General features: G+C 71.2%; 11 protein-coding genes and 11 pseudogenes. 3 read left to right on the top strand and 19 right to left on the bottom strand.

What is annotated here, in order from left to right:
• Positions 1-129 precede the first annotated feature (129 nt).
• From leuA to hrcA, 13 genes and pseudogenes are all read right to left on the bottom strand, one after another.
• Positions 130-1,900, bottom strand: a pseudogene (leuA, locus tag DEJ15_RS09270) (2-isopropylmalate synthase).
• 259 nt (positions 1,901-2,159) lie between these two features.
• Positions 2,160-2,765 carry an ABC transporter permease gene (locus tag DEJ15_RS09265; RefSeq protein WP_284174853.1) on the bottom strand — a complete coding sequence of 202 codons (606 nt, stop codon included), beginning with the start codon at positions 2,763-2,765 and terminating at the stop codon, positions 2,160-2,162.
• Positions 2,672-3,556 (bottom strand): hypothetical protein, encoded by an 885-nt coding sequence (locus tag DEJ15_RS09260; RefSeq protein WP_284174852.1) that lies wholly within the window; start codon positions 3,554-3,556, stop codon positions 2,672-2,674. Before DEJ15_RS09260 ends, DEJ15_RS09265 begins: the two co-directional genes overlap by 94 nt.
• A pseudogene (locus tag DEJ15_RS09255) lies at positions 3,553-4,303 on the bottom strand (ABC transporter ATP-binding protein). Before DEJ15_RS09255 ends, DEJ15_RS09260 begins: the two are co-directional and overlap by 4 nt.
• Positions 4,304-4,412: 109 nt before the next feature.
• Positions 4,413-5,109, bottom strand: a pseudogene (locus DEJ15_RS09250) (response regulator).
• Positions 5,106-6,347 (bottom strand): sensor histidine kinase, encoded by a 1,242-nt coding sequence (locus DEJ15_RS09245; RefSeq protein WP_110825520.1) that lies wholly within the window; start codon positions 6,345-6,347, stop codon positions 5,106-5,108. Before DEJ15_RS09245 ends, DEJ15_RS09250 begins: the two are co-directional and overlap by 4 nt.
• Positions 6,348-6,433: 86 nt before the next feature.
• Positions 6,434-7,373, bottom strand: a pseudogene (era, locus tag DEJ15_RS09240) (GTPase Era).
• 219 nt (positions 7,374-7,592) lie between these two features.
• Positions 7,593-9,110: pseudogene (gene ybeY, locus DEJ15_RS09235) on the bottom strand (rRNA maturation RNase YbeY); the annotation flags it as partial.
• A 47-nt stretch (positions 9,111-9,157) separates the two neighbouring features.
• The gene (locus DEJ15_RS09230) at positions 9,158-10,252 is read right to left on the bottom strand and encodes a PhoH family protein (protein ID WP_110825314.1); all 1,095 of its coding nucleotides are present in this window, start codon (positions 10,250-10,252) and stop codon (positions 9,158-9,160) included.
• Positions 10,203-10,556 carry a histidine triad nucleotide-binding protein gene (locus DEJ15_RS09225; protein ID WP_110825313.1) on the bottom strand — a complete coding sequence of 118 codons (354 nt, stop codon included), beginning with the start codon at positions 10,554-10,556 and terminating at the stop codon, positions 10,203-10,205. Before DEJ15_RS09225 ends, DEJ15_RS09230 begins: the two co-directional genes overlap by 50 nt.
• 76 nt (positions 10,557-10,632) lie before the next feature.
• Positions 10,633-11,398: pseudogene (locus DEJ15_RS09220) on the bottom strand (16S rRNA (uracil(1498)-N(3))-methyltransferase).
• Positions 11,398-12,514: pseudogene (dnaJ, locus tag DEJ15_RS09215) on the bottom strand (molecular chaperone DnaJ). The pseudogenes DEJ15_RS09220 and dnaJ overlap by 1 nt, the downstream one beginning before the upstream one ends.
• Positions 12,515-12,568: 54 nt before the next feature.
• A complete protein-coding gene (gene hrcA, locus DEJ15_RS09210; protein ID WP_110825310.1) occupies positions 12,569-13,591 on the bottom strand; it encodes a heat-inducible transcriptional repressor HrcA in 1,023 nt (340 codons plus the stop codon).
• A gap of 334 nt (positions 13,592-13,925) precedes the next feature.
• Here hrcA and DEJ15_RS09205 point away from each other — a divergent pair, with 334 nt between their 5' ends.
• Positions 13,926-14,219 (top strand): DUF4870 domain-containing protein, encoded by a 294-nt coding sequence (locus DEJ15_RS09205; protein WP_502866160.1) that lies wholly within the window; start codon positions 13,926-13,928, stop codon positions 14,217-14,219.
• Between the two features lie 13 nt (positions 14,220-14,232).
• On the opposite strand, the pseudogene hemW reads toward DEJ15_RS09205, so the two are convergent.
• Positions 14,233-15,451: pseudogene (gene hemW, locus DEJ15_RS09200) on the bottom strand (radical SAM family heme chaperone HemW).
• Positions 15,452-15,527: 76 nt separating this feature from the next.
• Here hemW and DEJ15_RS09195 point away from each other — a divergent pair.
• Positions 15,528-16,193 carry an HAD family hydrolase gene (locus DEJ15_RS09195; RefSeq protein WP_284174850.1) on the top strand — a complete coding sequence of 222 codons (666 nt, stop codon included), beginning with the start codon at positions 15,528-15,530 and terminating at the stop codon, positions 16,191-16,193.
• A 222-nt stretch (positions 16,194-16,415) separates the two neighbouring features.
• Here DEJ15_RS09195 and DEJ15_RS18310 read toward each other — a convergent pair.
• From DEJ15_RS18310 to DEJ15_RS18305, 4 genes and pseudogenes are all read right to left on the bottom strand, one after another.
• A pseudogene (locus DEJ15_RS18310) lies at positions 16,416-16,868 on the bottom strand (DUF1990 domain-containing protein); the annotation flags it as partial.
• 65 nt (positions 16,869-16,933) lie between these two features.
• Positions 16,934-18,781, bottom strand: a complete 1,848-nt coding sequence (gene lepA / locus DEJ15_RS09185; RefSeq protein ID WP_110825307.1) for a translation elongation factor 4 — start codon at positions 18,779-18,781, stop codon at positions 16,934-16,936.
• A gap of 85 nt (positions 18,782-18,866) precedes the next feature.
• Complete coding sequence (locus tag DEJ15_RS09180; protein ID WP_349814683.1) at positions 18,867-19,613, bottom strand: pyridoxal phosphate-dependent aminotransferase; 747 nt, start codon at positions 19,611-19,613, stop codon at positions 18,867-18,869.
• A pseudogene (locus tag DEJ15_RS18305) lies at positions 19,558-19,917 on the bottom strand (aminotransferase class I/II-fold pyridoxal phosphate-dependent enzyme); the annotation flags it as partial. The pseudogene DEJ15_RS18305 and the gene DEJ15_RS09180, both read right to left, overlap by 56 nt.
• 281 nt (positions 19,918-20,198) lie before the next feature.
• Here DEJ15_RS18305 and rpsT point away from each other — a divergent pair.
• Positions 20,199-20,459 (top strand): 30S ribosomal protein S20, encoded by a 261-nt coding sequence (rpsT, locus tag DEJ15_RS09175; RefSeq protein WP_110825305.1) that lies wholly within the window; start codon positions 20,199-20,201, stop codon positions 20,457-20,459.
• 406 nt (positions 20,460-20,865) lie between these two features.
• On the opposite strand, the pseudogene holA reads toward rpsT, so the two are convergent.
• Positions 20,866-21,886 (bottom strand): annotated as a pseudogene (holA, locus tag DEJ15_RS09170) (DNA polymerase III subunit delta).
• Between the last annotated feature and the right edge of the window lie 3 nt (positions 21,887-21,889).

Below are 21,889 nucleotides of genomic sequence, written 5' to 3'. Positions count from 1 at the left end.
TTCGGCGCACGGACGGGATGGGCGGACGGACGGGACCGGCGCACGGACGGGATGGGCGGACGGACGGGACCGGCGGACGGACGGGAGGCGCGGGGCGGGCCCGCACCGCGCCTCCCGTCCGCCGCGGTGCTACGCGGAGACGAGCTCCGGCGCGCCGGAGGCCGCACCCGCGCGCACGGCACGGTTCACCGCGGACACGATCGCCTTGAGCGACGCGGTGGCGATGTCGGCGTCGATCCCGACGCCCCAGAGCCGGACGCCGTCGACGTCGAGTTCCACGTACGACGCCGCCTTCGCGTCCCCGGAGGCGCTCATCGTGTGCTCGGAGTAGTCGTACAGCGTGACGGCGACGCCCTGCTCCGCCATCACGGAGAGGAAGGCGTCGATCGGACCCGTGCCGACCGCTTCGGACGTGACCGAGCCCTCGTCGACGCGCATCGCGACGGACAGCTTCGTGGTTCCGTCGAAGTCGCTCGAGGTCGCGGTCTTCGTGATCTCGTAGCGGCCCCACTTGTCGTCGTCGACGTGCGCGGGCAGGTACTCGTCGGAGAACAGCTCCCAGATCCGCTCGGACGTGAACTCGCCGCCCTCGGCGTCGGTCCGCCGCTGCACGACCCCGGAGAACTCGATCTGCAGCTTGCGGGGCAGGTCGAGCGCGTGGTCGGTCTTCAGCAGGTACGCGACACCGCCCTTGCCGGACTGCGAGTTCACCCGGATGACGGCCTCGTACGAGCGGCCGATGTCCTTCGGGTCGACCGGCAGGTACGGGACGGCCCAGACGACGTCGTCGACACCGACGCCCTCGGCGGCCGCACGGGCCTCGAGCGCCTCGAGGCCCTTCTTGATCGCGTCCTGGTGCGACCCGCTGAACGCGGTGTAGACGAGGTCGCCCGCCCACGGCTGGCGCTCCGGCACCGGCAGCTGGTTGCAGTACTCGACCGTGCGCTTCACCTGGTCGATGTCCGACAGGTCGACCTCCGGGTCGATGCCCTGCGTGAACAGGTTCATCCCGAGGGCGACCAGGTCGACGTTGCCGGTGCGCTCCCCGTTGCCGAACAGGCAGCCCTCGATGCGGTCGGCACCGGCCATGTAGCCGAGCTCGGCGGCGGCGACGGCGGTGCCGCGGTCGTTGTGCGGGTGCAGCGACAAGATGACGTCCTCGCGGTGGGCGAGGTGGCGCGACATCCACTCGATCGAGTCGGCGTAGACGTTCGGCGTCGCCATCTCGACGGTCGCGGGCAGGTTGATGATGACCTTGCGCTCGGGGGGTCGGCTCGAAGACCTCGAGCACGGCGTTGCAGATCTGCACCGCGACCTCGAGCTCGGTGCCGGTGTAGGACTCCGGCGAGTACTCGTAGTAGACCGTCGTGCCGTGCTGCAGCCGGGCCTCCGCCGCCTTGCACATGTGCGCCCCGGCGACGGCGATGTCGATGACGCCCTGCACGTCGGTGCGGAAGACGACCTCGCGCTGCACGATGCTCGTCGAGTTGTACAGGTGGACGATGGCCTGCTTCGCGCCGTCGATCGCCTCGTAGGTGCGCTGGATGAGGTGCTCGCGCGCCTGGGTCAGCACCTGGATCGTGACGTCGTCAGGGATCGCGCCCTCGTCGATCAGCGACCGGACGAAGTCGAAGTCGGTCTGCGAGGCGCTCGGGAACCCGACCTCGATCTCCTTGTAGCCCATCCGGACGAGGAGGTCGAACATCGCCCGCTTGCGCTCGGCGTCCATCGGGTCGATGAGGGCCTGGTTGCCGTCACGCAGGTCGACGGCACACCAGCGCGGCGCCTTGTCGATGCGCTTCGTGGGCCAGGTGCGGTCCGGCAGGTCGACGCTGATCTGCTCGTGGAACGGGACGTACTTGTGGATCGGCATCCCGGAGGGCTGCTGGGTGTTCTGCATCGGTTCGCTTTCGTCGGTGTGGTTCAGGAGCGGCCACGACGGACTCCGCGACGAGGTGGGCCGGTTGTCAGGCCTCGTCGCGGCGACGAAGGAGGAGGAGTGCCGAGGACATCGGGTTCACGCTAGCACCGGAGGTGGCCGCCGGCGCACTGTGTGACGGCAGGCGCACGGACGGGAGGCCCACCACCGGTCCGGTGGTGGGCCTCCCGTCCGGCACGGCCGACCCGCCGCTGGCGCGTCGCACCGGACCGGCGGCCGCTCAGTCGACCGCGAGCGCCTCCGTCGGTGGCACACGCATCGCGCGTCGCACCGGCGCGACCGTCGCGACGACCGCGAGGACGAGTGCCCCGACCACGACGATCGCGATCGTCAACGGCGGCAGGACGGGCGTGACGACCGAGCCGAGCACGCCGAGCAGCGTCTGCCCGCCGAGCCACCCGTAGAAGGTGCCGAGCACGAGCCCGGTGACGACGGCGGCGACCACCATCTGCACGGCCTCGGTGACGATCATCCGACGGACCTGCACACCGGTCAGTCCGAGCACGCGGAGCAGCCCGAGCTCCCGACGGCGCTGCAGGACGCCGAGCGCGAGTGCGTTGACGACCCCGACGGCGGCGATCACGGCCGAGAACCCGACGATCACGCTCACGACGGCGTTGAGCTGCTCGAAGAAGCTCCGCTGCTCCTCGAGCATCGCGGGCGTCATGCCGTCCACGCCGGACAGGGTCGACTCGGTGACGTGCTGCATGATGCCGAGCGCCACGGCGAAGGTCACGAGCAGCGTGACGCCGATGACGAGCCCGATGGTGGCACGGGCGGACCGCGCCGGAGCACGCATGGCGTTGCGCCCGGCGAGCAGGACCACCGGGTCGTGCGCGCCGATCCGGCCGATCGCCTGCAGCACCGGGGGGCATGACGATCGTCGCGCCGACGGCGACCCCGGCGAAGGAGACGAAGCCGCCGAGCGCCGCCGGCAGGACGGCGAGCGGGGTGACGGCGCTCAGCGCGAGCCCGAGGACGGCGAGGAGCGCGCCGCCGGACATGAGGACGATCGCCCAGACCTTGCGCGCTGTGCCGGACCGGACGTCGTCGTGGCTCGGCTCGACGCTCGACGACAGGGCCTCGAGCGGGGTGACCGTGAGCACGCGGCGCGACCCCGCGGCGAAGGCGCCCCAGGTCGCGAGGACCACCGCGACCACCGGCAGGACGAGCTCCCACGGCACGAGGGTGTACGAGCGGTCCGGCAGGAAGCCGTTCCCGCGGAGGACGGTCACGAACACCGCCGACAGCCCCGTGCCGACCAGGGCGCCGACGACCCCGCCGACCAGCCCGACGAGCAGCCCGGTGCGGGTGATGCGGGACCGGATGGACGCCCCCCGTGGCGCCGACGAGCCGCTGCAGGGCGATGACGCGGGTCTGCCCGGCGATGAGGGTCGCGCACGTGTTGGCGGTGACGATCGCCCCGACGTACAGGGCGATGCCGAGGAAGAGCCACCCGATCACCGAGAGGATCGCCTTGACGGTGGCGACGTCGTCCAGCGGGCTCATCGCCATCGCCTCGGTGACGATGCCGGGTGCGATGACGAGTGCGGAGCCGAACGTCGTGCCGAGCGCCGCGACGAGGACGGTCGGAGCGAACTGTCGGAGCCCGTTCACGCGGCGGCCTCCATCCCGAGCATCGTGGCGGAGATGTCCGCTGCTGCCATCGCGGGGCGGTCGGCGACGATCCGGCCGTCGGCCAGGAACAGGATCCGGTCCGCGTTCGCCGCCGCCACGGGGTCGTGCGTGACCATCACGACGCTCTGCCCCCCAGTCGGCGACCGCACCGCGCAGGATGGCGAGCACGTCACGGCCGGTGCGGGAGTCGAGCGCGCCGGTCGGCTCGTCGGCGACCACGACGGCGGGTCGGGAGGCCAGCGCGCGGGCGATGGCGACGCGCTGCTGCTGCCCGCCGGAGAGCTGGTGGGGTCGGTGCGTGAGACGGTTGCCGAGGCCGAGCATGTCGACGAGGCGGTCGATCCACGCCGACTCCTCGCGGTCCGGCTTGTGGCCGCCGAGCAGGAACGGCAGCCGGATGTTCTCGCTGACGTCGAGCGTCGGCACGAGGTTGAAGGACTGGAACACGAAGCCGAGACGGCGACGACGGAGTTCGGTGAGTTCCCGGTCGCCGAGGCCGGTGATGTCCGTGCCGTCGATGGTGATGCGACCGGACGACACCTGGTCGAGTCCGGCGGCGACGTGCATGAGGGTGGACTTGCCGGAGCCGGACGGGCCCATGACGGCGGTGAACTCGCCCGCGCCGATGTCGACGCTGACGTCGTCGAGCGCCGTCACCCGGCGCGAGGCGTCACCGTAGTGCTTGGACACGTGGTCGAGACGGATGATCGGAGCGTGGTTGGTCATGGCTCCACGATCGCGTCCGGGAGGACCGTCCCGCGTCCGTCGCCTGGCTCGCGTCCGTCATCCGTTCGGCTCGGTTCCCCCCGTCCGGGTCCGCCTGACGGATGATGTTTCAGTCGCCCTTGGTGACGAGCCCGTACTCGTGGGCGAAGACGACCAGGCGGACGCGGTCCCGCAGTTCGAGCTTCGTCAGGACCCGCGAGATGTGGGTCTTCACGGTCGCCTCGCTGACGTACTCGTGCTTCGCGATCTCGGCGTTGCTGAACCCCCCGGGCCGCGAGGTCGAAGATCTCGCGCTCGCGGGGCGTCAGGTCCGCGAAGGCGGGCGGCACGCTCTGCCGCTGCTCTGCCGGGTCCTCGTAGCGACGCAGGAGCTCGCGGGTCGCCGAGGCCGCGAACACCGTCGTGCCCGCGTGCACCGTCCGGATCGCCGCGAGCAGGAACTCGGGGTCGGCGTCCTTCAGCACGAAGCCGCTCGCACCGGCCCGGATGGCCTTCGCGGCGGCTTCGTCGAAGTCGAAGGTGGTGAGGACGAGCACCTTGGCGGACGCAGCGCTGTCGACGATCCGGGCCGTGGCGGTGATGCCGTCCATGACCGGCATCCGGACGTCCATGAGCACGACGTCCGGACGGCTCTGCCGGACGAGTTCCACGCCCTCCGCGCCGTCACCCGCTTCGCCGACGAACTGCAGGTCGGGCTGCGACCCGATGAGCATCCGGATCCCGGTGCGGAAGAGTGCCTGGTCGTCGACGAGGGCGACGCGGATCCGTGCCGGCTCGGTGCTGCTCGTGCTGTCCGCGGTGGTCATCTCGTGCTGCGCTCCTGATCGGTGGACGGGATCATGGCCCGGGGCATCTGCCCGGTGGCGGGTTGGGCGGGCATCCGGACCTCGACGGCGAAGTCGTCGCCTCGGGGTCCCGCGGTCATGCTCCCGCCGGACATGGTGGCACGCTCGCGCATGCCGACGAGTCCGTGTCCGGTGCCGGGTCCCGGTCGGTCGTCCTCGGCGCGGCGGTTCACGACGGCGATCTCGACCGTGTCCGGGCGGTAGGTCAGTCTGGCCCGGACGGGTGCACCGCGCGCGCCGTGCTTGTACGCGTTCGTCAGGCTCTCCTGCACGATGCGGTACACGGCGAGCTGCGTGGTCGTCGGCAGCGCGGACGGGTCGCCCTCGCGCTCGACCTGCACGTCGAGGCCGACCTCCCGCATCTGGCCGACGAGCTGTTCGATGTCGTCGACGTCCGGCGTGGGCGCGGTGCCCTGCTCGTGGCGGAGTGCTCCGAGCAGCTCGCGGACGTCCCCGAGGGCCCGACGTGCGGTCGACCCGATCGTGCCGAGTGCTTCGTCGGCGAGGGACGGGTCGGCGCGCAGGGCGTACCGTGCGCCGTCGGCCTGGGCGATCACCACCGCGAGTGAGTGCGCCACGATGTCGTGCATGTCGCGGGCGATGCGTACCCGTTCCTGCTCGATCGCCACGGCGCGGTCAGCCCGGGCGGCGTCACGCTCGGCGAGCAGCTGCGCCTCCCGGCTCATGCCCGCGGCACGCCGGGCGCGGGCGACGACACCACCGAGCCACGGCAGGAGGAGGACGGCGAGGACGATGACGAGGTACGCCAGGAGCGTCTTCAGCGTCTGGTCCCATGCGTCGGCCTGCGAGGACCCGTAGTCGACCTGCCGGGCCCACTCCTGGGCCGCCGAGTAGACCGCCGCGACCACGCTCCCGAGGACGGCCGACACGAGCCCGGCGACGCGGGTCTTCCGACCGCCGTACGCGCTCGTCGTGTACATGACGCCCGCGATCATGATGTCGAAGAGGTTGCCGCGCTGCGCCGTCACCATCTGGAACACCGCGGTCAGCCACGCGAGCGCGAGCGCCAGACCGGGAGCGGACCGCCGCAGCGCGAGCGCGACGACGAAGCCGCCGATGGCCGCGAGGATGACGACCTGGTCGACCCCGCCGACCGACAGCACGGCGAAGACCCCGCCGGCGAAGAGGGCGATCAGGACGTCGACCACGACCTGGTTGCGGAGCATCGGACGGAACACCTGACCACGGTAGGCGGCGGGATGCGTCGCGCGCGTCCGACGACGGGATGACCCCTGCTCCGCGGTCCGCATCGGCCTGGTCCGGGTCAGAACCCGAGGCGTCCGAGCTGCTTCGGGTCCCGCTGCCACTCCTTGGCGACCTTCACGCGGATGTTGAGGTAGACGTGCCGCCCCAGGAGCCCCTCGATCTCGACGCGCGCACGAGTGCCGACGTCCTTGAGCCGACCGCCCTTGTGACCGATCACGATGGCCTTCTGGCTGTCCCGCTCGACGAACAGGTTCGCGAAGACCCGCAGCGGGCCGTCCGGGTCGTCGTCCGCGTCCGGCTCGACGACGTCCTCGATGACGACCGCGAGCGAGTGCGGGAGTTCGTCCCGCACGCCCTCGAGCGCGGCTTCCCGGATGAGCTCGCCGATGCGCTCCTCGTCGGTCTCCTCGGTCACGGCCTGGTCGTCGTACAGCTGCGGCGACTCCGGCAGCAGCGACACGACCTCGTCGAGGAGGTCCTCGAGCTGCAGGCCCTCGGTGCCCGACGTGGGGATGATCGCGTCCCACTCGCGCAGTCGCGAGACCGCGAGCAGCTGCTCGGCGACCTTCTCCTTGCCGGCACGGTCGATCTTCGTGACGATCGCGACCTTCCGAGCGCGCGGGTACTGGTCGAGGGTGTCGTTGATGAAGCGGTCGCCCGGGCCGATCGGCTCGTTCGCCGGCACGCAGAAGCCGATGACGTCGACGTCGCCGAGCGTCGACTGCACGAGGTCGTTGAGCCGCTCACCGAGCAGCGTGCGCGGACGGTGCACCCCGGGGGGTGTCGACGACGATGACCTGTCCGTTCGGCCGGTGCACGATCCCGCGGATGGCGCGGCGCGTCGTCTGCGGCTTCGAGGACGTGATCGCGACCTTCTGCCCGACCAGGGCGTTCGTCAGCGTGGACTTGCCGACGTTCGGACGGCCGACGAAGGAGACGAACCCCGCACGGTAGGGGGTGGTCGTCTCGGGGGCGGCGTCGGTTCCGGGGTCCGTCATGTGGTTCGTGTTCCCGTCGTGGTGGTGTCGGTGTCGCCGAAGGCCTGCTCGGCCGACGCGAGGTCGGTGGTGCGCTCGGCGAGCACCGTGATGAGGTGGCGCCGCTTGCCCTCGACGCGGTCGGCGGTGAGCACGACGCCGGACACGGTGACGGTGTCCCCCCGCGGACGGCAGGTGACCGAGCTCCTTCGTGAGCAGACCGCCGGCCGTGTCGACGTCGTCGTCGTCGAGCTCGATGCCGAACAGGTCGCCGAGCTCGTCGATCGGGAGCCGCGCCGAGATGCGCCAGCGCCCCGGCTCGACCTCGGCGCGGTCGACCACGGCACGGTCGTACTCGTCCGAGATGTCCCCGACGAGCTCCTCGATGAGGTCCTCCATCGTCACCAGGCCGGCGACCCCGCCGTACTCGTCGACCACGAGCACGAGGTGGTTCTTCGCGAGCTGCATGTGGCGCAAGGTGTCGTCCGCGGGCTTCGACTCCGGCAGGAACTCCGCCGGTCGGAGCATCGTGCGGACCGACCGCGACCCGACCTCGGGCCGTTCGTACAGGGCCCGGGCGAGGTCGCGGAGGTACGCCACGCCGAGCACGTCGTCGCTGTCGCGACCGGTCACCGGCATCCGGGACACGCCCGTAGCGAGGAACTGCTCCATGACGGCGGCGACCGTGTCGTGTGCGTCGGCCGTCACCATGTCGGTGCGCGGCACCATCACCTCGCGGACCAGGGTGTCGCTGAACGCGAAGACCGAGTGGATGAGTTCGCGGTCGTCGGCCTCGAGCACGTTGCTCTCCGTGGCCTCGTCGACGAGCGACAGCAGCTGCTCCTCGCTCGAGACACTGGAGGCGCTCCGGACCCGGCCCGGTGTCACCCGGTCGCCGATCGCCACGAGGAGCCCGGCGAGCGGACCGAGCACGATGCGGACACCGCGGACGAGTCCGCCCGTCGCGGCGATGATGCCCTCGGCGTGCGCGCGACCGACACTGCGCGGGCTCGAGCCGACGAGCACGAAGGACACCGCGGTCATGATCGCCGCGGACAGGATCAGCGCGACCCACCACGTGTCGGTCACCCGGACGAGGGCGATCGTCACGAGGACCGCGGCGGCCGTCTCGGCGAGGACGCGGAAGAAGTTGAGGGCGTTGACGTGCGCGCCGGGGTCGTCCGCCAGCGCCTCGACGGCACGGCGGCGCTTGCTCCCGCGGGCGATCTCCTCGAGGTCCGCGCGGGACAGCACGGAGAGCGCGGAGTCGGCGGCCGCGAGCAGTCCACCGAGGACCACCAGCACGAACGCCACCGCGAGCAGACCGGTGACGAGGAGCACTGCGGTCACCGCCCCCCGACGCTGGGCGGCGAAACCGCGGAGAATCTCGCCCTGCAGGCCGAACATCTCGGCCTTCTCGTCCGGCTCGGCGTGGTCGAACCCGAGCAGGTGGAGGATGCCGTGGCAGGTGAGCAGGAGGATCTCGTCGAGGGTGGAGTGCCCCGCGGTCCGCGCCTGCTCCTCGGCCACCTGCGGGCAGACGACGATGTCACCGAGGAGCCCGGCCGGCGTCGGCTCGTCCTCGGTGCCGGGACGCAACTCGTCCATCGGGAAGCTCAGGACGTCGGTGGGGCCGGGCTCGTCCATCCACCGGATGTGCAGCTGCTCCATCGCGCCCTCGTCGACGAAGACGATCGCGAGCTCGGCGTCGGCGTGCACGTGCATGGCGTCGAGCGCGAAGGCGGCGAGGCGCTGCACGGTGTCCTCGTCCACCGCGACGCCGGACTCGTTGTTGAGCTCGATGCTCACCGGGTGCCTCCTCGGCGGTCGTCCTGGTGCTCGGAGCGCTTCGCGGCCTGCTCGGCGAGCCGTTCCTCGTCGTGGACCGTGTAGGCGTCGACGATCTTCCCGACCAGGGTGTGGCGGACCACGTCCTCGCTGCCGAGACGGGCGAAGTGGATGTCCTCGACGTCCCGCAGGATCCGCGTCACGAGACGCAGCCCCGAGACGTTGCCCGGCAGGTCGACCTGCGTGATGTCGCCCGTGATCACCATCTTCGAGCCGAAGCCCAGACGGGTGAGGAACATCTTCATCTGCTCGGGCGTGGTGTTCTGCGCCTCGTCGAGCACCACGAAGGAGTCGTTGAGCGTCCGCCCGCGCATGTAGGCGAGCGGTGCGACCTCCACCGTGCCGGCGGCGAGGAGCTTCGGGACGAGCTCCGGGTCCATCATCTCGTTGAGCGCGTCGTACAGCGGGCGGAGGTACGGGTCGATCTTGTCGGTCAGCGTCCCCGGCAGGAACCCGAGCCGCTCACCGGCCTCGACCGCGGGGCGGGTGAGGATGATCCGGGAGACCTCGCGGCGCTGCAGGGCCTGGACGGCCTTCGCCATCGCCAGGTACGTCTTGCCGGTACCGGCCGGCCCGATGCCGAACGTGATGGTGTTCTCGTCGATCGCGTCGACGTACGCCCGCTGCCCGTCCGTCTTCGGACGGACCGACTTGCCGCGGCTCGACACGATCGGCGTGCCGAACACATCGGACGGGCTGCGGTCCGCGTCGATGATGCGGGCCGAGTTCGGGATGTCCGACTGGCCGATGTCCTGCCCGCGCCGGACCATGCCGACGAGTTCGTCGACGAGCGCCCGCGCGCGGGTGACGTCACGCTCCGGACCGGACAGCGAGACCTGGTTGCCGCGCACGAGCACGGTCACGCTCGGGTACTGGCGCTCGACGGTCTTCAGCAGGCGGTCCTGCGGCCCGAGCAACTGCACCATGGCGATGCCGTCGACGGTGAGCTCTGAGACGGACACGGGCTCGGAGACGGACTCCGGCTCGGTGGTGGCTGGTTCGTCAGCTGGCAAGGGTGCCTTCCTGCAGGTCTCCTGCGAGTACGTGCGCATGCACGTGGAACACGGTCTGACCGGCGGCTTCGCCGGAGTTGAACACGAGTCGGAACTGACCGCCCGCACGCTCGTCGGCGATGCGCTGGGCGGTCGCCACGACGTGGGCGAGCAGTCCGGGGTCCGCGCTCGCGAGCTCGCTCACGGTCGCGTACTCCTGGGTCTTCGGGACGACGAGCACGTGGACGGGGGCCTTCGGCGCGATGTCCTCGAAGGCGATGACACGGTCGTCCTCGGCGACGATCGTGGCCGGGATCTCACGCGCGACGATCCTCGTGAAGACGCTGGGCTCGGTGCTGGTCATGGCACCATCGTAGAACGCGCGACCGATGCCACGCCTTCCCGCCGTCCGAGCCGGGTCCGATCAACGCGGTGGCCGCTCACCAGCGTCCGAGCCGTGCCTGCAGCACCGCGAGGGCGGCCGGTCCGGCGGTGGAGGTCCGCAGCACCGTGTCGCCCAGGCGCACCCGGACGGCGCCGGCCGTCTCGAGCCGTTCGAGTTCGGACGGGTCGATGCCCCCCCTCCGGGCCGACGACGAGCGCGATCTCGTCCGTCTCCGCCGGTGGTTCCCAGGTGGCCAACCGGACCGTCGCGGTCGGTTCCAGCAGGACCAGCGTGCGCCGCGCCTCCCGTCCGGGTGCCGCCGGAGCGGCTCCTGCCCCTCCGGCGAGCTGCGCCGTGGTCACCGGAGCGAGCACCTGCGGGACCCGTGACCGGATCGCCTGCTTGGACGCCTCCTGCGCGATGGCCGCCCAGCGGGCACGGCCCTTCTCGATCTTCGCGCCGTCCCACCGCGAGACGCTGCGGGCGGCCGCCCACGGCACGACGCGGTCGACGCCGATCTCGGTCGCGGCCTGCACGGCCATCTCGTCCCGTCCGCCCTTCGCGAGGGCCTGCACCAGGGTCAGCGACGGCCGCGGGGCCTCGTCGACCTCCACCGCCTCGACCGTCAGGACCAGCGAGTCCTTGCCGACCGAGGCCACCGGTCCCGTGACGACCGTGCCCCGGCCGTCCGACAGGCGGAGCTCCTCGCCGACGCGGACCCGCGACACCGTCACCGCGTGCCGGCCCTCGGCGCCGTCGAGCGACACCCGGGCGCCCACGGCGACGTCGTCGAGCGCGTCGACGAGGTAGAGCGAGGCCATCAGAAGTTGAAGAACCGGTCGCGGAGCTTGCCGAACATGCCCTGCTGGAAGCGGGACAGCTGCGGGGCGCCGGCCTTGTGCGTCTTCGCCAACTGCTCGACGAGCTGCCGCTCCTTGTGCGAGAGCTTGGTCGGGGTGACCACGTGCACGCCGACCTTCAGGTCGCCACGGCCAGAGCCGCGCAGCTTCGTCACGCCGCGGTCCTTGATCACCAGGACGTCGGCGCTCTGCACGCCCGGACGGAGTTCGAGCTCCACCGGACCGTCCAGCCCGTCGATGGTCGTCGTGGCGCCGAGGATCGCGTCCGTCATGGGCACCTCGAGCGTGGCGAGGAGGTCGTCGCCGTCGCGGCTGAACACGTCGTGATGGCGCACCCGGACCTCGAGGTACAGGTCACCGGCGGGACCACCGGCGGGACCGACCTCGCCCTGGCCGGGCATCTGCAGCCGGAGACCGGTGTCGACGCCGGCGGGGACGTCCACCGGCACCGTCCGACGGGCCCGGACACGGCCCTGGCCCTGGCAGGTCGGGCAGGGGTTCGGGATCACGGTGCCGTAGCCGCGGCAGGTGCCGCAGGGGGGCGCTCGTCACGACGTTGCCGAGGAGCGAGCGGACCTGGCGCTGGATGTGTCCGGAGCCGCCGCAGATGTCACACGTCTGCGGACTCGTCCCGGGCGCGCAGCACGAGCCACCGCACGTGTCGCAGAGGACCGCCGTGTCGACCTCGAGGTCTTTGTGGGTGCCGAAGACGACCTCGTCGAGGTCGACCTCCAGCCGGAGCAGGGCGTCGCCGCCGCGCTCGGCACGACTGCGTGGACCGGTCCCCCCGGCCGCCACCGCCGCCGCCGCCCCCCGAAGAAGGCGTCGAAGATGTCGCTGAAGCCGGCGCCCCCCACCGCCGAAGGGGCTGTCCTGCCCACCGGCGTCGTAGCGACGACGCTGTTCCGGGTCGCTCAGGACGTCGTACGCGTGCGTGACGTCCTTGAAGCGCTCTGCCGCGTCGGGGCTCGGGTTCACGTCGGGGTGGAGTTCCCGCGCGAGCCGCCGGTACGCCTTCTTGATGTCGGCATCGGAGGCGTCGCGCGGGACGCCGAGGACGTCGTAGTGGTCTGCCAAGTGTTCCTCAGGGGGGGTGCGTGGGTGGGCGGGGGGTGGTGACGGACGCGGCGGTCAGTTCTCGCCGAGCAGCCGCGACAGGTAGCGGGCGACCGCTCGGACAGCGGCCATGTTCGTGCCGTAGTCCATCCTGGTCGGACCGAGGACGCCGAGTCTGGCGATCTCGCCGCGCGCGGCGAGGTAGCCGCCCGCGACGATGCTCGTCGCGTCGAGACCGTACTCCGCGTTCTCGGCACCGATGCTCGCCGCGACCGCGATGTCGTCGACCTGCATCTCCCCGAACAAGCGGAGCAGGGTGACCTGTTCCTCGATCGCCTCGAGCACCGGGAAGAGTCCGCCGGAGAAGTCCTGTTCGCTCTTGGCCAGGTTCGCCGCGCCGGCCATCAGCAGGCGGTCCTGACGGTTCGCCGCGACCTGCTCGACCAGGCTCGCCACGACCACACCGGCGAGCGGCTGGACCTCCGGACGGAGCTGACCGGGGATGGCGCGGAGCGCGTGCGGTGCATCCTGCAGCGGCAGGCCCACCGTGGCACCGTTCACGACGGACCGCACCTCGGTCAGGGCGGACTCGTCGAACGGGACGTCGGTCTCGATCACGCGCTGCTCGACCCGGGCAGTGTCGGTGATGAGGACCACCATGAGCCGGGTGTCGGCGAGACGGACCAGTTCGACGTGCTGCACGCGGGCGTGACCCATCGTGGGGTACTGCACGAGCGCGACCTGGTTCGTCAACTGGCTCAGCAGCCGGACCGTCCGGGTGAGGACGTCGTCGAGGTCGTTCGACGCACCGAGGAAGGTCTCGATCGCCTGACGCTGGGCACCTGAGAGCGGTCGTGCGGCCGCGAGGTGGTCGACGAACACCCGGTAGCCCTTGTCGGTGGGCACCCGCCCCGACGAGGTGTGCGGCGCGATGATGAGTTGCTCGTCCTCGAGCTGCGCCATGTCGTTCCGGATCGTGGCCGCGCTCACGCCGAAGGCGTGCCGCTCGACAATCGTCTTCGAGCCGACGGGCTCACGGGAGGCGACGTAGTCGCGCACGATGGCCTTGAGGACCTCGAGACTGCGTTCGCTGACCACCGGTTCCCCTTCCGCTCGTGCTGACCTGCGACCGGCTGGCACTCTCACCGGTCGAGTGCTGATCTTACGCCTGACCGCCGACGTCGCGGGACTTCTGCACAGGCGGCTCGGTACGCTGCGGGCATGAGCTACGGACAGGAGCCCGGCGGCCCCGAGCAGCACCGGGACGGCAAGCCCGACGGACGGCAGTACCCCGGAGGGCAGTACCCGGGTGGGCAGCAGCCCGGCAACGGTCAGCAGTACGGCGGGTGGGAGCGCCCCGGGCAGCAGTACCCGGCCGGGTACCAGCCGCCGCAGCCGATGACCCCCCGAGGACCAGCGCCTCTGGGCGACCCTGACGCACGTCGGCGGCATCTTCTTCAACATCCTGGTCCCGCTCGTCGCCTACCTCGTGCTGCGGGACCGCGGACAGTTCGTCCGCGAGCACACCCGGGTGGCACTGAACTTCCACATCACGATGGCCATCGCCTACTTCGCCGGCGGCCTGACGTCCGTGCTCGGCATCGGGTTCCTCGTCATCGCAGCCGCCGCGATCGTGTCGATCGTGTTCGGCATCATGGCGGCCATCGCCGCGAACCAGGGCCAGTTCTACAAGTACCCGCTCTCGATCGAGTTCTTCAAGCCCTGACCTCGTCCGGGAGCTAGTCGAGCAGGTCGCGCACGACGGCGTCCGCCAGCAGGCGACCCTGCAACGTCAGCTCCAGGGAGCCGCCGAGCGCAGCCCGACCGTCCACGAGCCCACGTGCGATGAGCCCGGCGACGCGGCTCCGGGCCTCCTGGCGGAGTTCGTCGATGCGCAGCTCACCGCGCACCCGCGCGGCGAGCAGCACGCGCTCCACGTACCGTGTCTCGGCGTCCAGCGTCTCGCGACCGGCCGCCGGCGACACGTCCTGCAACACCCGGTTCGCGTACGCGGCCGGGTGCTTGACGTTCCACCAGCGCGTCCCGGCGACCGCCGAGTGCGCACCGGGGCCGACGCCCCACCAGTCGTGGCCCTTCCAGTAGGACAGGTTGTGCCGGCTCGCGTGCTGCGGGCCGCGCGCCCAGTTCGAGACCTCGTACCAGTCGTACCCGGCGTCCCGGAGCACCCGGTCCGCGAGCTCGTACATGTCCGCGGCGAGGTCGTCGTCCGGTGCGGGGAGTTCCCCCCCGCGAGACCGCGCGGCCCATCGCGGTGCCGTCCTCGACGATGAGCGAGTACGCCGAGACGTGGTCCGGCGCGCAGGCGATCGCGGCGTCGAGCGACGTCCGCCAGTCGTCGAGGGACTCCCCCGGCGTCGAGTAGATGAGGTCGAGGCTGACGTCGAGACCCTGCTGCTTCGCGAGGTCGACGACGACCGGCACCCGCTCGGGGTCGTGCGTGCGGTCGAGGGTCGCGAGCACGTGCGGGACCGCGGACTGCATGCCGTAGCTCATCCGCGTGAAGCCCGCCCGCTGCAGGGTGGCGATCGAGTCGGCGTCGACGGAGTCCGGGTTCGCCTCGGTCGTGACCTCGGCCCCGGGGACGATGCCCCACGTGTCCTCGATCGCCCTGAGGATCATCGCCAGGTCGGACGCCGGCAGCATCGTCGGGGTGCCACCGCCGAAGAAGACCGTCGAGACCGGGCGGCGCGGGATGCCGGAGCGCTCGAGCACCTGGTCGGCGAAGGCAATCTCCCGCAGCGCGTGCCCGGCGTAGTCGTCACGCCGCACCCCGCGGAGCTCGGACGCGGTGTACGTGTTGAAGTCGCAGTACCCGCAGCGCACCCGGCAGAACGGCACGTGGACGTAGACGCCGAAGGGGACCTCGCCGGTCCCGGGGGCCGGTTCGACCAGTCCGTCCGCGGGAGCGGGGTCGGCGATCGGGAGAGCACTCGGCATGGGGTCCATTCTCCGTCATCATGGACGGCATGGAGCACCAGCCCGTCACTCCCCCCGGCCCCCCGTCCCCACCACGGTGTTGTGGGACATCGACGGCACGCTCGTGCGCAACGCCGCGTCACCGGGCAACCTGTACCACCTGGCGCTCGAGCGGGCGCTCGGTCGCGACCTACCGCTGCTCGTCGGCCACCAGCACGGCCGGACCGACGCCGGCATCATCGTCGAGCACGTCCGAGCGCACCACCTGGAGGACGAGCTCGTGCCGACGGTGAGCGGGCACCTGCGCGACCTGTCGGAGGAGCGTCACCGGTCCGGGGACCGCCGCACACCCGCCCCGGGCGCGATCGACCTCGTCCGGCACTTCGCCGCGATCGGCTGGCGGAACGGCCTGCTCACCGGCAACTCCGCCCACCGTGCCCGGATCAAGCTGCTCGGCGCGGGCTTCGACGTCGACGCCTTCGACTGGGACCACTCGTACTTCGGGGACGAGCAGGTCGAGCGGTCCGGGGTGACGGCCCTCGCGGCCGCCGCACTCAGCGGGACCCGGGCGGTGATCGTCGGCGACACGCCCCGCGACGGCGAGGCCGCGGACGCCGTCGGGATCCCGTTCCTCGCGGTCGCGACCGGCGTCTACGACGTCGACGCACTCCGGGCGACGAGCGCTGTGGCGGTCGCCCGCGACTGCGTCGCGGACGCACGCCTCATCGAGGACGCGATCGCGCGTCTCGCGCCGCTGGCCTAGGGAGGGGTGACCGGAGCGTCGGACCCGCTGCGGGCCTCCAGGCCGGGAGGCCCGACGTCGGTCCGTCAGGTGGGTCGCCCGGGTGGGTGACGGCCTGGTCAGTCGCCGCGCAGGGCGGCGAGGTACTTCTCGGCCATCACGCGCTGCTGGCGGCGCACCAGGGGGGGCCACGAAACGCCACTTCCGGCTCGCCGGCTGCGAGAACTGCCGGACCTGCAGCCACACCGACCCGTCCGGCGTGCGCTCGACGACGAAGGACTCCTCGCCCGACAGCGGGTGCCCCTCGAGGGTGCCGTAGGCGAAGCCCTTCCGGTCGCGCTCGTCGATGATCGCCACGACCCGCACCGGTGCGTGCACCGTCTGCCCGAACGCGTGCATCGTCAGCGTCGCCGTCGTGCCCGCCGTCACGAGCGGTGTGCCGTCCGGCGCGGTCCGCTCGACCCGGGCCGACCCGATGGAGGCCGGGGCGATCGGGACGCCGTGCTCGTCGAACGTGACCGGGTTGTACCGCACCTCGTCGTCCTCGGGCGCGTCCTCGACCCGCACGCCCATGCCGCTGCGCTCCTGGATCTGCCACGTGAGCGCCTGCATCACGGCGGTCTCGAAGCGCTGGTCACCGTGCCCGATGCGGGCGCGGGACTCGGCGGGCGTGAAGCCCTCCGGCGGGTAGGTCATCAGGTCCGAGGCCTGGGTGGCGCCGACCGCGCCGTAGGTCAGCGCCGTCCGGTGCTGCCCGCGGCTCACTTCTTCTTCTCTTCCACGTCGCCGGAGAGCGCCGCGATGAAGGCCTCCTGCGGCACCTCGACCCGACCGATGGTCTTCATGCGCTTCTTGCCCTCCTTCTGCTTCTCGAGGAGCTTGCGCTTCCGGGTGATGTCACCGCCGTAGCACTTCGCCAGGACGTCCTTGCGCATCGCGCGGATGCTCTCGCGGGCGATGATGCGGGCGCCGATCGCGGCCTGGATCGGGACCTCGAACTGCTGGCGCGGGATGAGCTTCCGCAGGCGCTCGGTCATCAGCGTGCCGTACGCGTAGGCCTTCTCACGGTGCACGATCGCGCTGAAGGCGTCGACCTGGTCGCCCTGCAGCAGAATGTCGACCTTCACGAGGTCGGCCGCCTGGTCGCCGGTGGGCTCGTAGTCGAGGCTGGCGTAGCCCTGCGTCTTGCTCTTCAGCTGGTCGAAGAAGTCGAACACGATCTCGCCGAGCGGGATCTCGTAGCGGATCTCGACCCGGTCCTCGCCGAGGTACTCCATGCCGAGCAGCGACCCGCGCCGCTGCTGGCAGAGGTCCATGATCGCGCCGACGTAGTCCTTCGGGGCGAGGATGGCCGCGCGGACCATCGGTTCGCGGACCTCGACGATGCGGCCGGTCGGGAACTCCGACGGGTTCGTGACCTCGGTGACGGTGTTGTCCTCGGTCGTGACCTCGTAGACCACGCTCGGCGCGGTCGTGATGAGGTCGAGGTCGAACTCGCGCCGCAGCCGCTCGGTGATGATCTCGAGGTGCAGCAGGCCGAGGAAGCCGCAGCGGAAGCCGAAGCCGAGGGCCACCGACGTCTCCGGCTCGTAGACCAGCGCCGCGTCGGACAGCTTCAGCTTGTCGAGCGCCTCACGGAGCACCGGGTAGTCGCTGCCGTCGATCGGGTAGAGGCCCGAGAACACCATCGGCTTCGGGTCCGTGTACCCGGACAGTGCCTCGGTCGCCGGACGCTGCGCGCTCGTGACCGTGTCACCGACCTTGGACTGGCGGACGTCCTTCACGCCGGTGATGAGGTACCCGACCTCGCCGACGGAGAGCCCCTTGGTGGGCGTCGGCTCCGGGTTCGACACCCCGATCTCGAGGATCTCGTGCGTCGACTTGGTCGACATCATCTGGACCTTCTCGCGCGGCTTGATCGAACCGTCGATCATGCGCACGTACGTCACGACACCGCGGTAGCTGTCGTACACGGAGTCGAAGATCATCGCGCGGGGTGCGGCGTCGACCGTGCCGACGGGCGCCGGGACGGTCCGCACCACGCGGTCGAGCAGCTCCGCGACGCCCTGTCCGGTCTTGCCGGAGACCCGCAGCACGTCCTCCGGCTCCCCGCCGATGAGCTGCGCGAGCTCGGCGGCGTACTTCTCCGGCTCGGCGGCCGGCAGGTCGATCTTGTTGAGGACCGGGATGATCTCGAGGTCGTTCTCGAGCGCCAGGTACAGGTTCGCGAGCGTCTGGGCCTCGATGCCCTGTGCGGCGTCGACGAGCAGGATCGCGCCCTCGCACGCGGCCAGGGAGCGGGACACCTCGTACGAGAAGTCGACGTGGCCCGGCGTGTCGATCATGTTCAGCGCGAAGGTCTCGCCGTCGAGCTCCCACGGCATGCGGACGGCCTGGGACTTGATCGTGATGCCGCGCTCGCGCTCGATGTCCATCCGGTCGAGGTACTGCGCACGCATCGCCCGGTCCTCGACGATGCCGGTGATCGACAGCATGCGGTCGGCCAGCGTGGACTTGCCGTGGTCGATGTGCGCGATGATGCAGAAGTTGCGGATCGCGGCGGCCGGCGTCGAGGCGGGCTCGAGCGGCGCAGATGCTTGTGGGCTCACGGTTCCTCGGGGTGGGTCGGACGGTCCGACGATTGTCCCATGCTCGCGCCTCGGCGGCGCGCAGTGTGCGGGTGTCCGTGGACGGTCAGGGCGTCGGCAGGGCCCCGAGACCGCGACGGAGGTCCTCCGGCGTCGCCGCGAGACAGACGCGGATCCAGCCCTCGCCGGTCCGACCGAACGCGCTGCCCGGTGCGACGGCGACCCGCTCACGCTGCAGGAACGCGAGCGCCCATTCGGCGACGTCCCCGTCCGTCGCGTGCGACACGTCGATCCAGAGGTAGAACGCGCCCTTCGGGTCGTTGTAGCGGATGCCGGCGGCGTCGAGCACGCCGGTCGCGACCTCCAGGTTCCGGCGGTAGTGCTCGCGGGCGTCCTGCACGGGCGAGTGGTCGCCGACGATCGCCGCGAGGGCGGCCCACTGGTCGGGTTCGGCCACGCAGCTGATGATCGACTCCTGCACGGTCCGCATCGTCGGACCGAGGCCCTTCGGGGTCACGAGGTACCCGACCCGGACGCCGGTCATCGCGTACGTCTTGCTCAGCGAGAAGGCTGAGAACACCCGGTCGTCCTCGTCGAGCGACGCCAGGCTGACGTGCCGGGTGCCGTAGGTGAAGTACTCGTACACCTCGTCGCTGATCACCCACAGGTCGTGGCGCTTCGCGAGGGCCAGCAGGTCCCGCAGCGTCTGCTCGCCGAAGACGGAGCCGAGGGGGGTTGGAGGGCGAGTTGACGACGATGGCGCGCGTGTGGTCGGTGATCCGCGCCTCCAGGGCGGCCAGGTCGGGCTCGAAACCGTGCGCCGGCGACAACTGGTACGGCACCGGGTCGGCACCGATGATGTGCGCGTTCATCGTGAAGGTCGTGTACCCGGGATCCGGCACGAGGACCTCGTCCCCGGGCGAGAGCACGAGCGTCATCGCGGTGAACAGCGCCTGCGTCGCCCCGACCGTCACCCACACCTGCTCGAGGTCGACGTCCACCCGGTTCTCGCGCCGGAGCTTCTCCTGGATCGCCTGGCGCAGCTGCGGGATGCCGCCGTTCGGGCCGTAGTCGGTGCGGTCCTCGGCCCATGCGCGGCGGGCGGCGTCACCGATGTGCTTCGCGACCGGGACGTCCGGCTCGCCGATCACGAGCATCGTCACGTCGTCGAGGAGTGACGCCTGCTCGAAGACCCGGCGGATGCCCGAGGGCGGGACGGTGTCGATGCGGGGCGCGAGGGACGGCATCCCGTCACCGTAACCCGTCACGATCCCGCCGCGTGTCCGACGTGTTGCGCTTTGGTGACGCGGGGTCGGCCTGGTAACGTTGCTGGCTGGCTTACGCGTTCCGTCGCCCACGGGTGGAACGCGATGCGACGAAGGGCCCCTCTACCCGGGATCGCAACCACCCGTCCGAGACGAAACCAGGAGCAACACGCATGGCGAACATCAAGTCGCAGCTCAAGCGCATCAAGACCAACCAGAAGGCCACCGACCGCAACAAGGCGTACAAGTCGGAGCTGAAGACGTACATCCGTCACACCAACGAGGCCATCGCCTCGGGCGACAAGGACAAGGCCGTCGCCGCCCTGTCGCTCGCCGCGAAGAAGCTCGACAAGGCCGTGAGCAAGGGTGTCATCCACAAGAACCAGGCCGCGAACCGCAAGTCGGCCATCGCGAAGAAGGTCTCCACGCTCTGATCTGAGTCGCTGACGACCGAAGGCCCTGCACCGGTGGTGCGGGGCCTTCGTCGTTCCCGGGTGCTGCGGCGCGGCCGCGGTGCGGTGCGGTGCGGTGCGGTGCGGTGCGGTGCGGTGCGGTGCGGTGCGGTGCGGCCGCGCGGCGTCAACTGGTTTCCGCCCGCCGGATCCGGTCCACACCACGGGGATCAGCGGTTCGAACGGGAAGTCGTTGTGCGCAGCCGGACGGAACCGCGGCTGGTCGAGGTCGGCGCGTGGGGCGCCGTCGGTCGGCGCGCAGGCGCCGCGGCATCGACGGTCGGCGTGCAGATGCGGCGGCATCGGGGTCGGCGCGCAGACGCGGCGGCATCGGCGGTCGGCGCGCAGACGCGGCGGCGCCGACGCTCGGCCGGGAGGCCCGGAAGCGTCAGCGGGCCTCGCCGCGCCGGGCGATGGTGCGGACCATGAGCTCGAGGGCGAAGTGCGCGTCACGGGAGCCGCCCTTCACGGCGGCGTCCGCCTCGGCGATGCTCGTGATCGCGTTCGCGAGGCCGGCTTCGCTCCACCCGGCGACGTCCCGTTGAGCGCGCTGCACCTGCCACGGCGCCAGGCCGAGCGCGGAAGCGGCCTGCCCGCTCGAGCCGCGGAAGGAACTCACCTTCGCCATCGTGCGGATCTTGCTCGCGAAGGCGGCGACGATCGGGACCGGTGCCTCACCGGTCGCGAGGGCGTGCCGCAGTTCGACGATCGCCGGGGCGGACCGACCGGCGAGGGCGATGTCCGCCACCTTGAACGCGTTCGTCTCGACCCGGCCGCCGTAGTACTTGTCGACCGTGCGGTCGGTGATCTCGTCGGCTTCGTCGGCGAGGAGCTGCCGGCACGCGGCGGCGAGTTCGGCGAGGTCGTCGGCGAACGCGGCGACGAGTGTCCGCACCGCCGACGGCGCGATCTTCCGACGGGCGGCGCGGAACTCCGCGTTGACGAAGTCGATCCGGTCGGTGTCGCGCTTGATCTCGTCGCACTGGACCTCGATGCCGCCACCGACCCCGCTGCGGATGGTGTCGAGGAGCTTCTTGCCCCGCACTCCCCCCACCGTGTCGGAGCACCAGGGTGACGTCGTCGGCGGGACCCTGGAGGTACGAGATGCTCTCGGTGATGAAGGCGTCCGTGCACTTCTCGACGTTCGTGACGCGCACGAGACGGGGTTCGCCGAACAGGGACGGGCTCGCCAGGGTCGCCAGCAGGCCCGGGGCGTACTGGTCGGCCTCGAGGTCGTGGACCTCGAGTGCCGGGTCCTCACCGACGAGCAGGTCGCGCAGCATGCCGATCGAGCGCTCGGCCAGGAAGGTCTCGGCACCGGTGACCAGGACGACCGGGGCGGGACGGATCGCCGACCACGGGACCTGGTCGATCTTCGCTGCGGCGCGCGCGGGCTTCTTGGCGGGCATGCG

The organism is Curtobacterium sp. MCJR17_043 (assembly GCF_003224315.2).
In the GTDB taxonomy this organism is placed as follows: Bacteria; Actinomycetota; Actinomycetes; order Actinomycetales; family Microbacteriaceae; genus Curtobacterium.
This window is presented reverse-complemented; position numbering and strand designations above follow the sequence as displayed.

Excerpts from the sequence above, each read along its gene's own strand:
- rpsT (WP_110825305.1), top strand. The coding sequence starts at position 20,199 with ATGGCGAACATCAAGTCGCAGCTCAAGCGCATCAAGACCAACCAGAAG.
- DEJ15_RS09225 (WP_110825313.1), bottom strand. The coding sequence starts at position 10,556 with ATGACCAGCACCGAGCCCAGCGTCTTCACGAGGATCGTCGCGCGTGAG.
- DEJ15_RS09230 (WP_110825314.1), bottom strand. The coding sequence starts at position 10,252 with ATGCGCACGTACTCGCAGGAGACCTGCAGGAAGGCACCCTTGCCAGCT.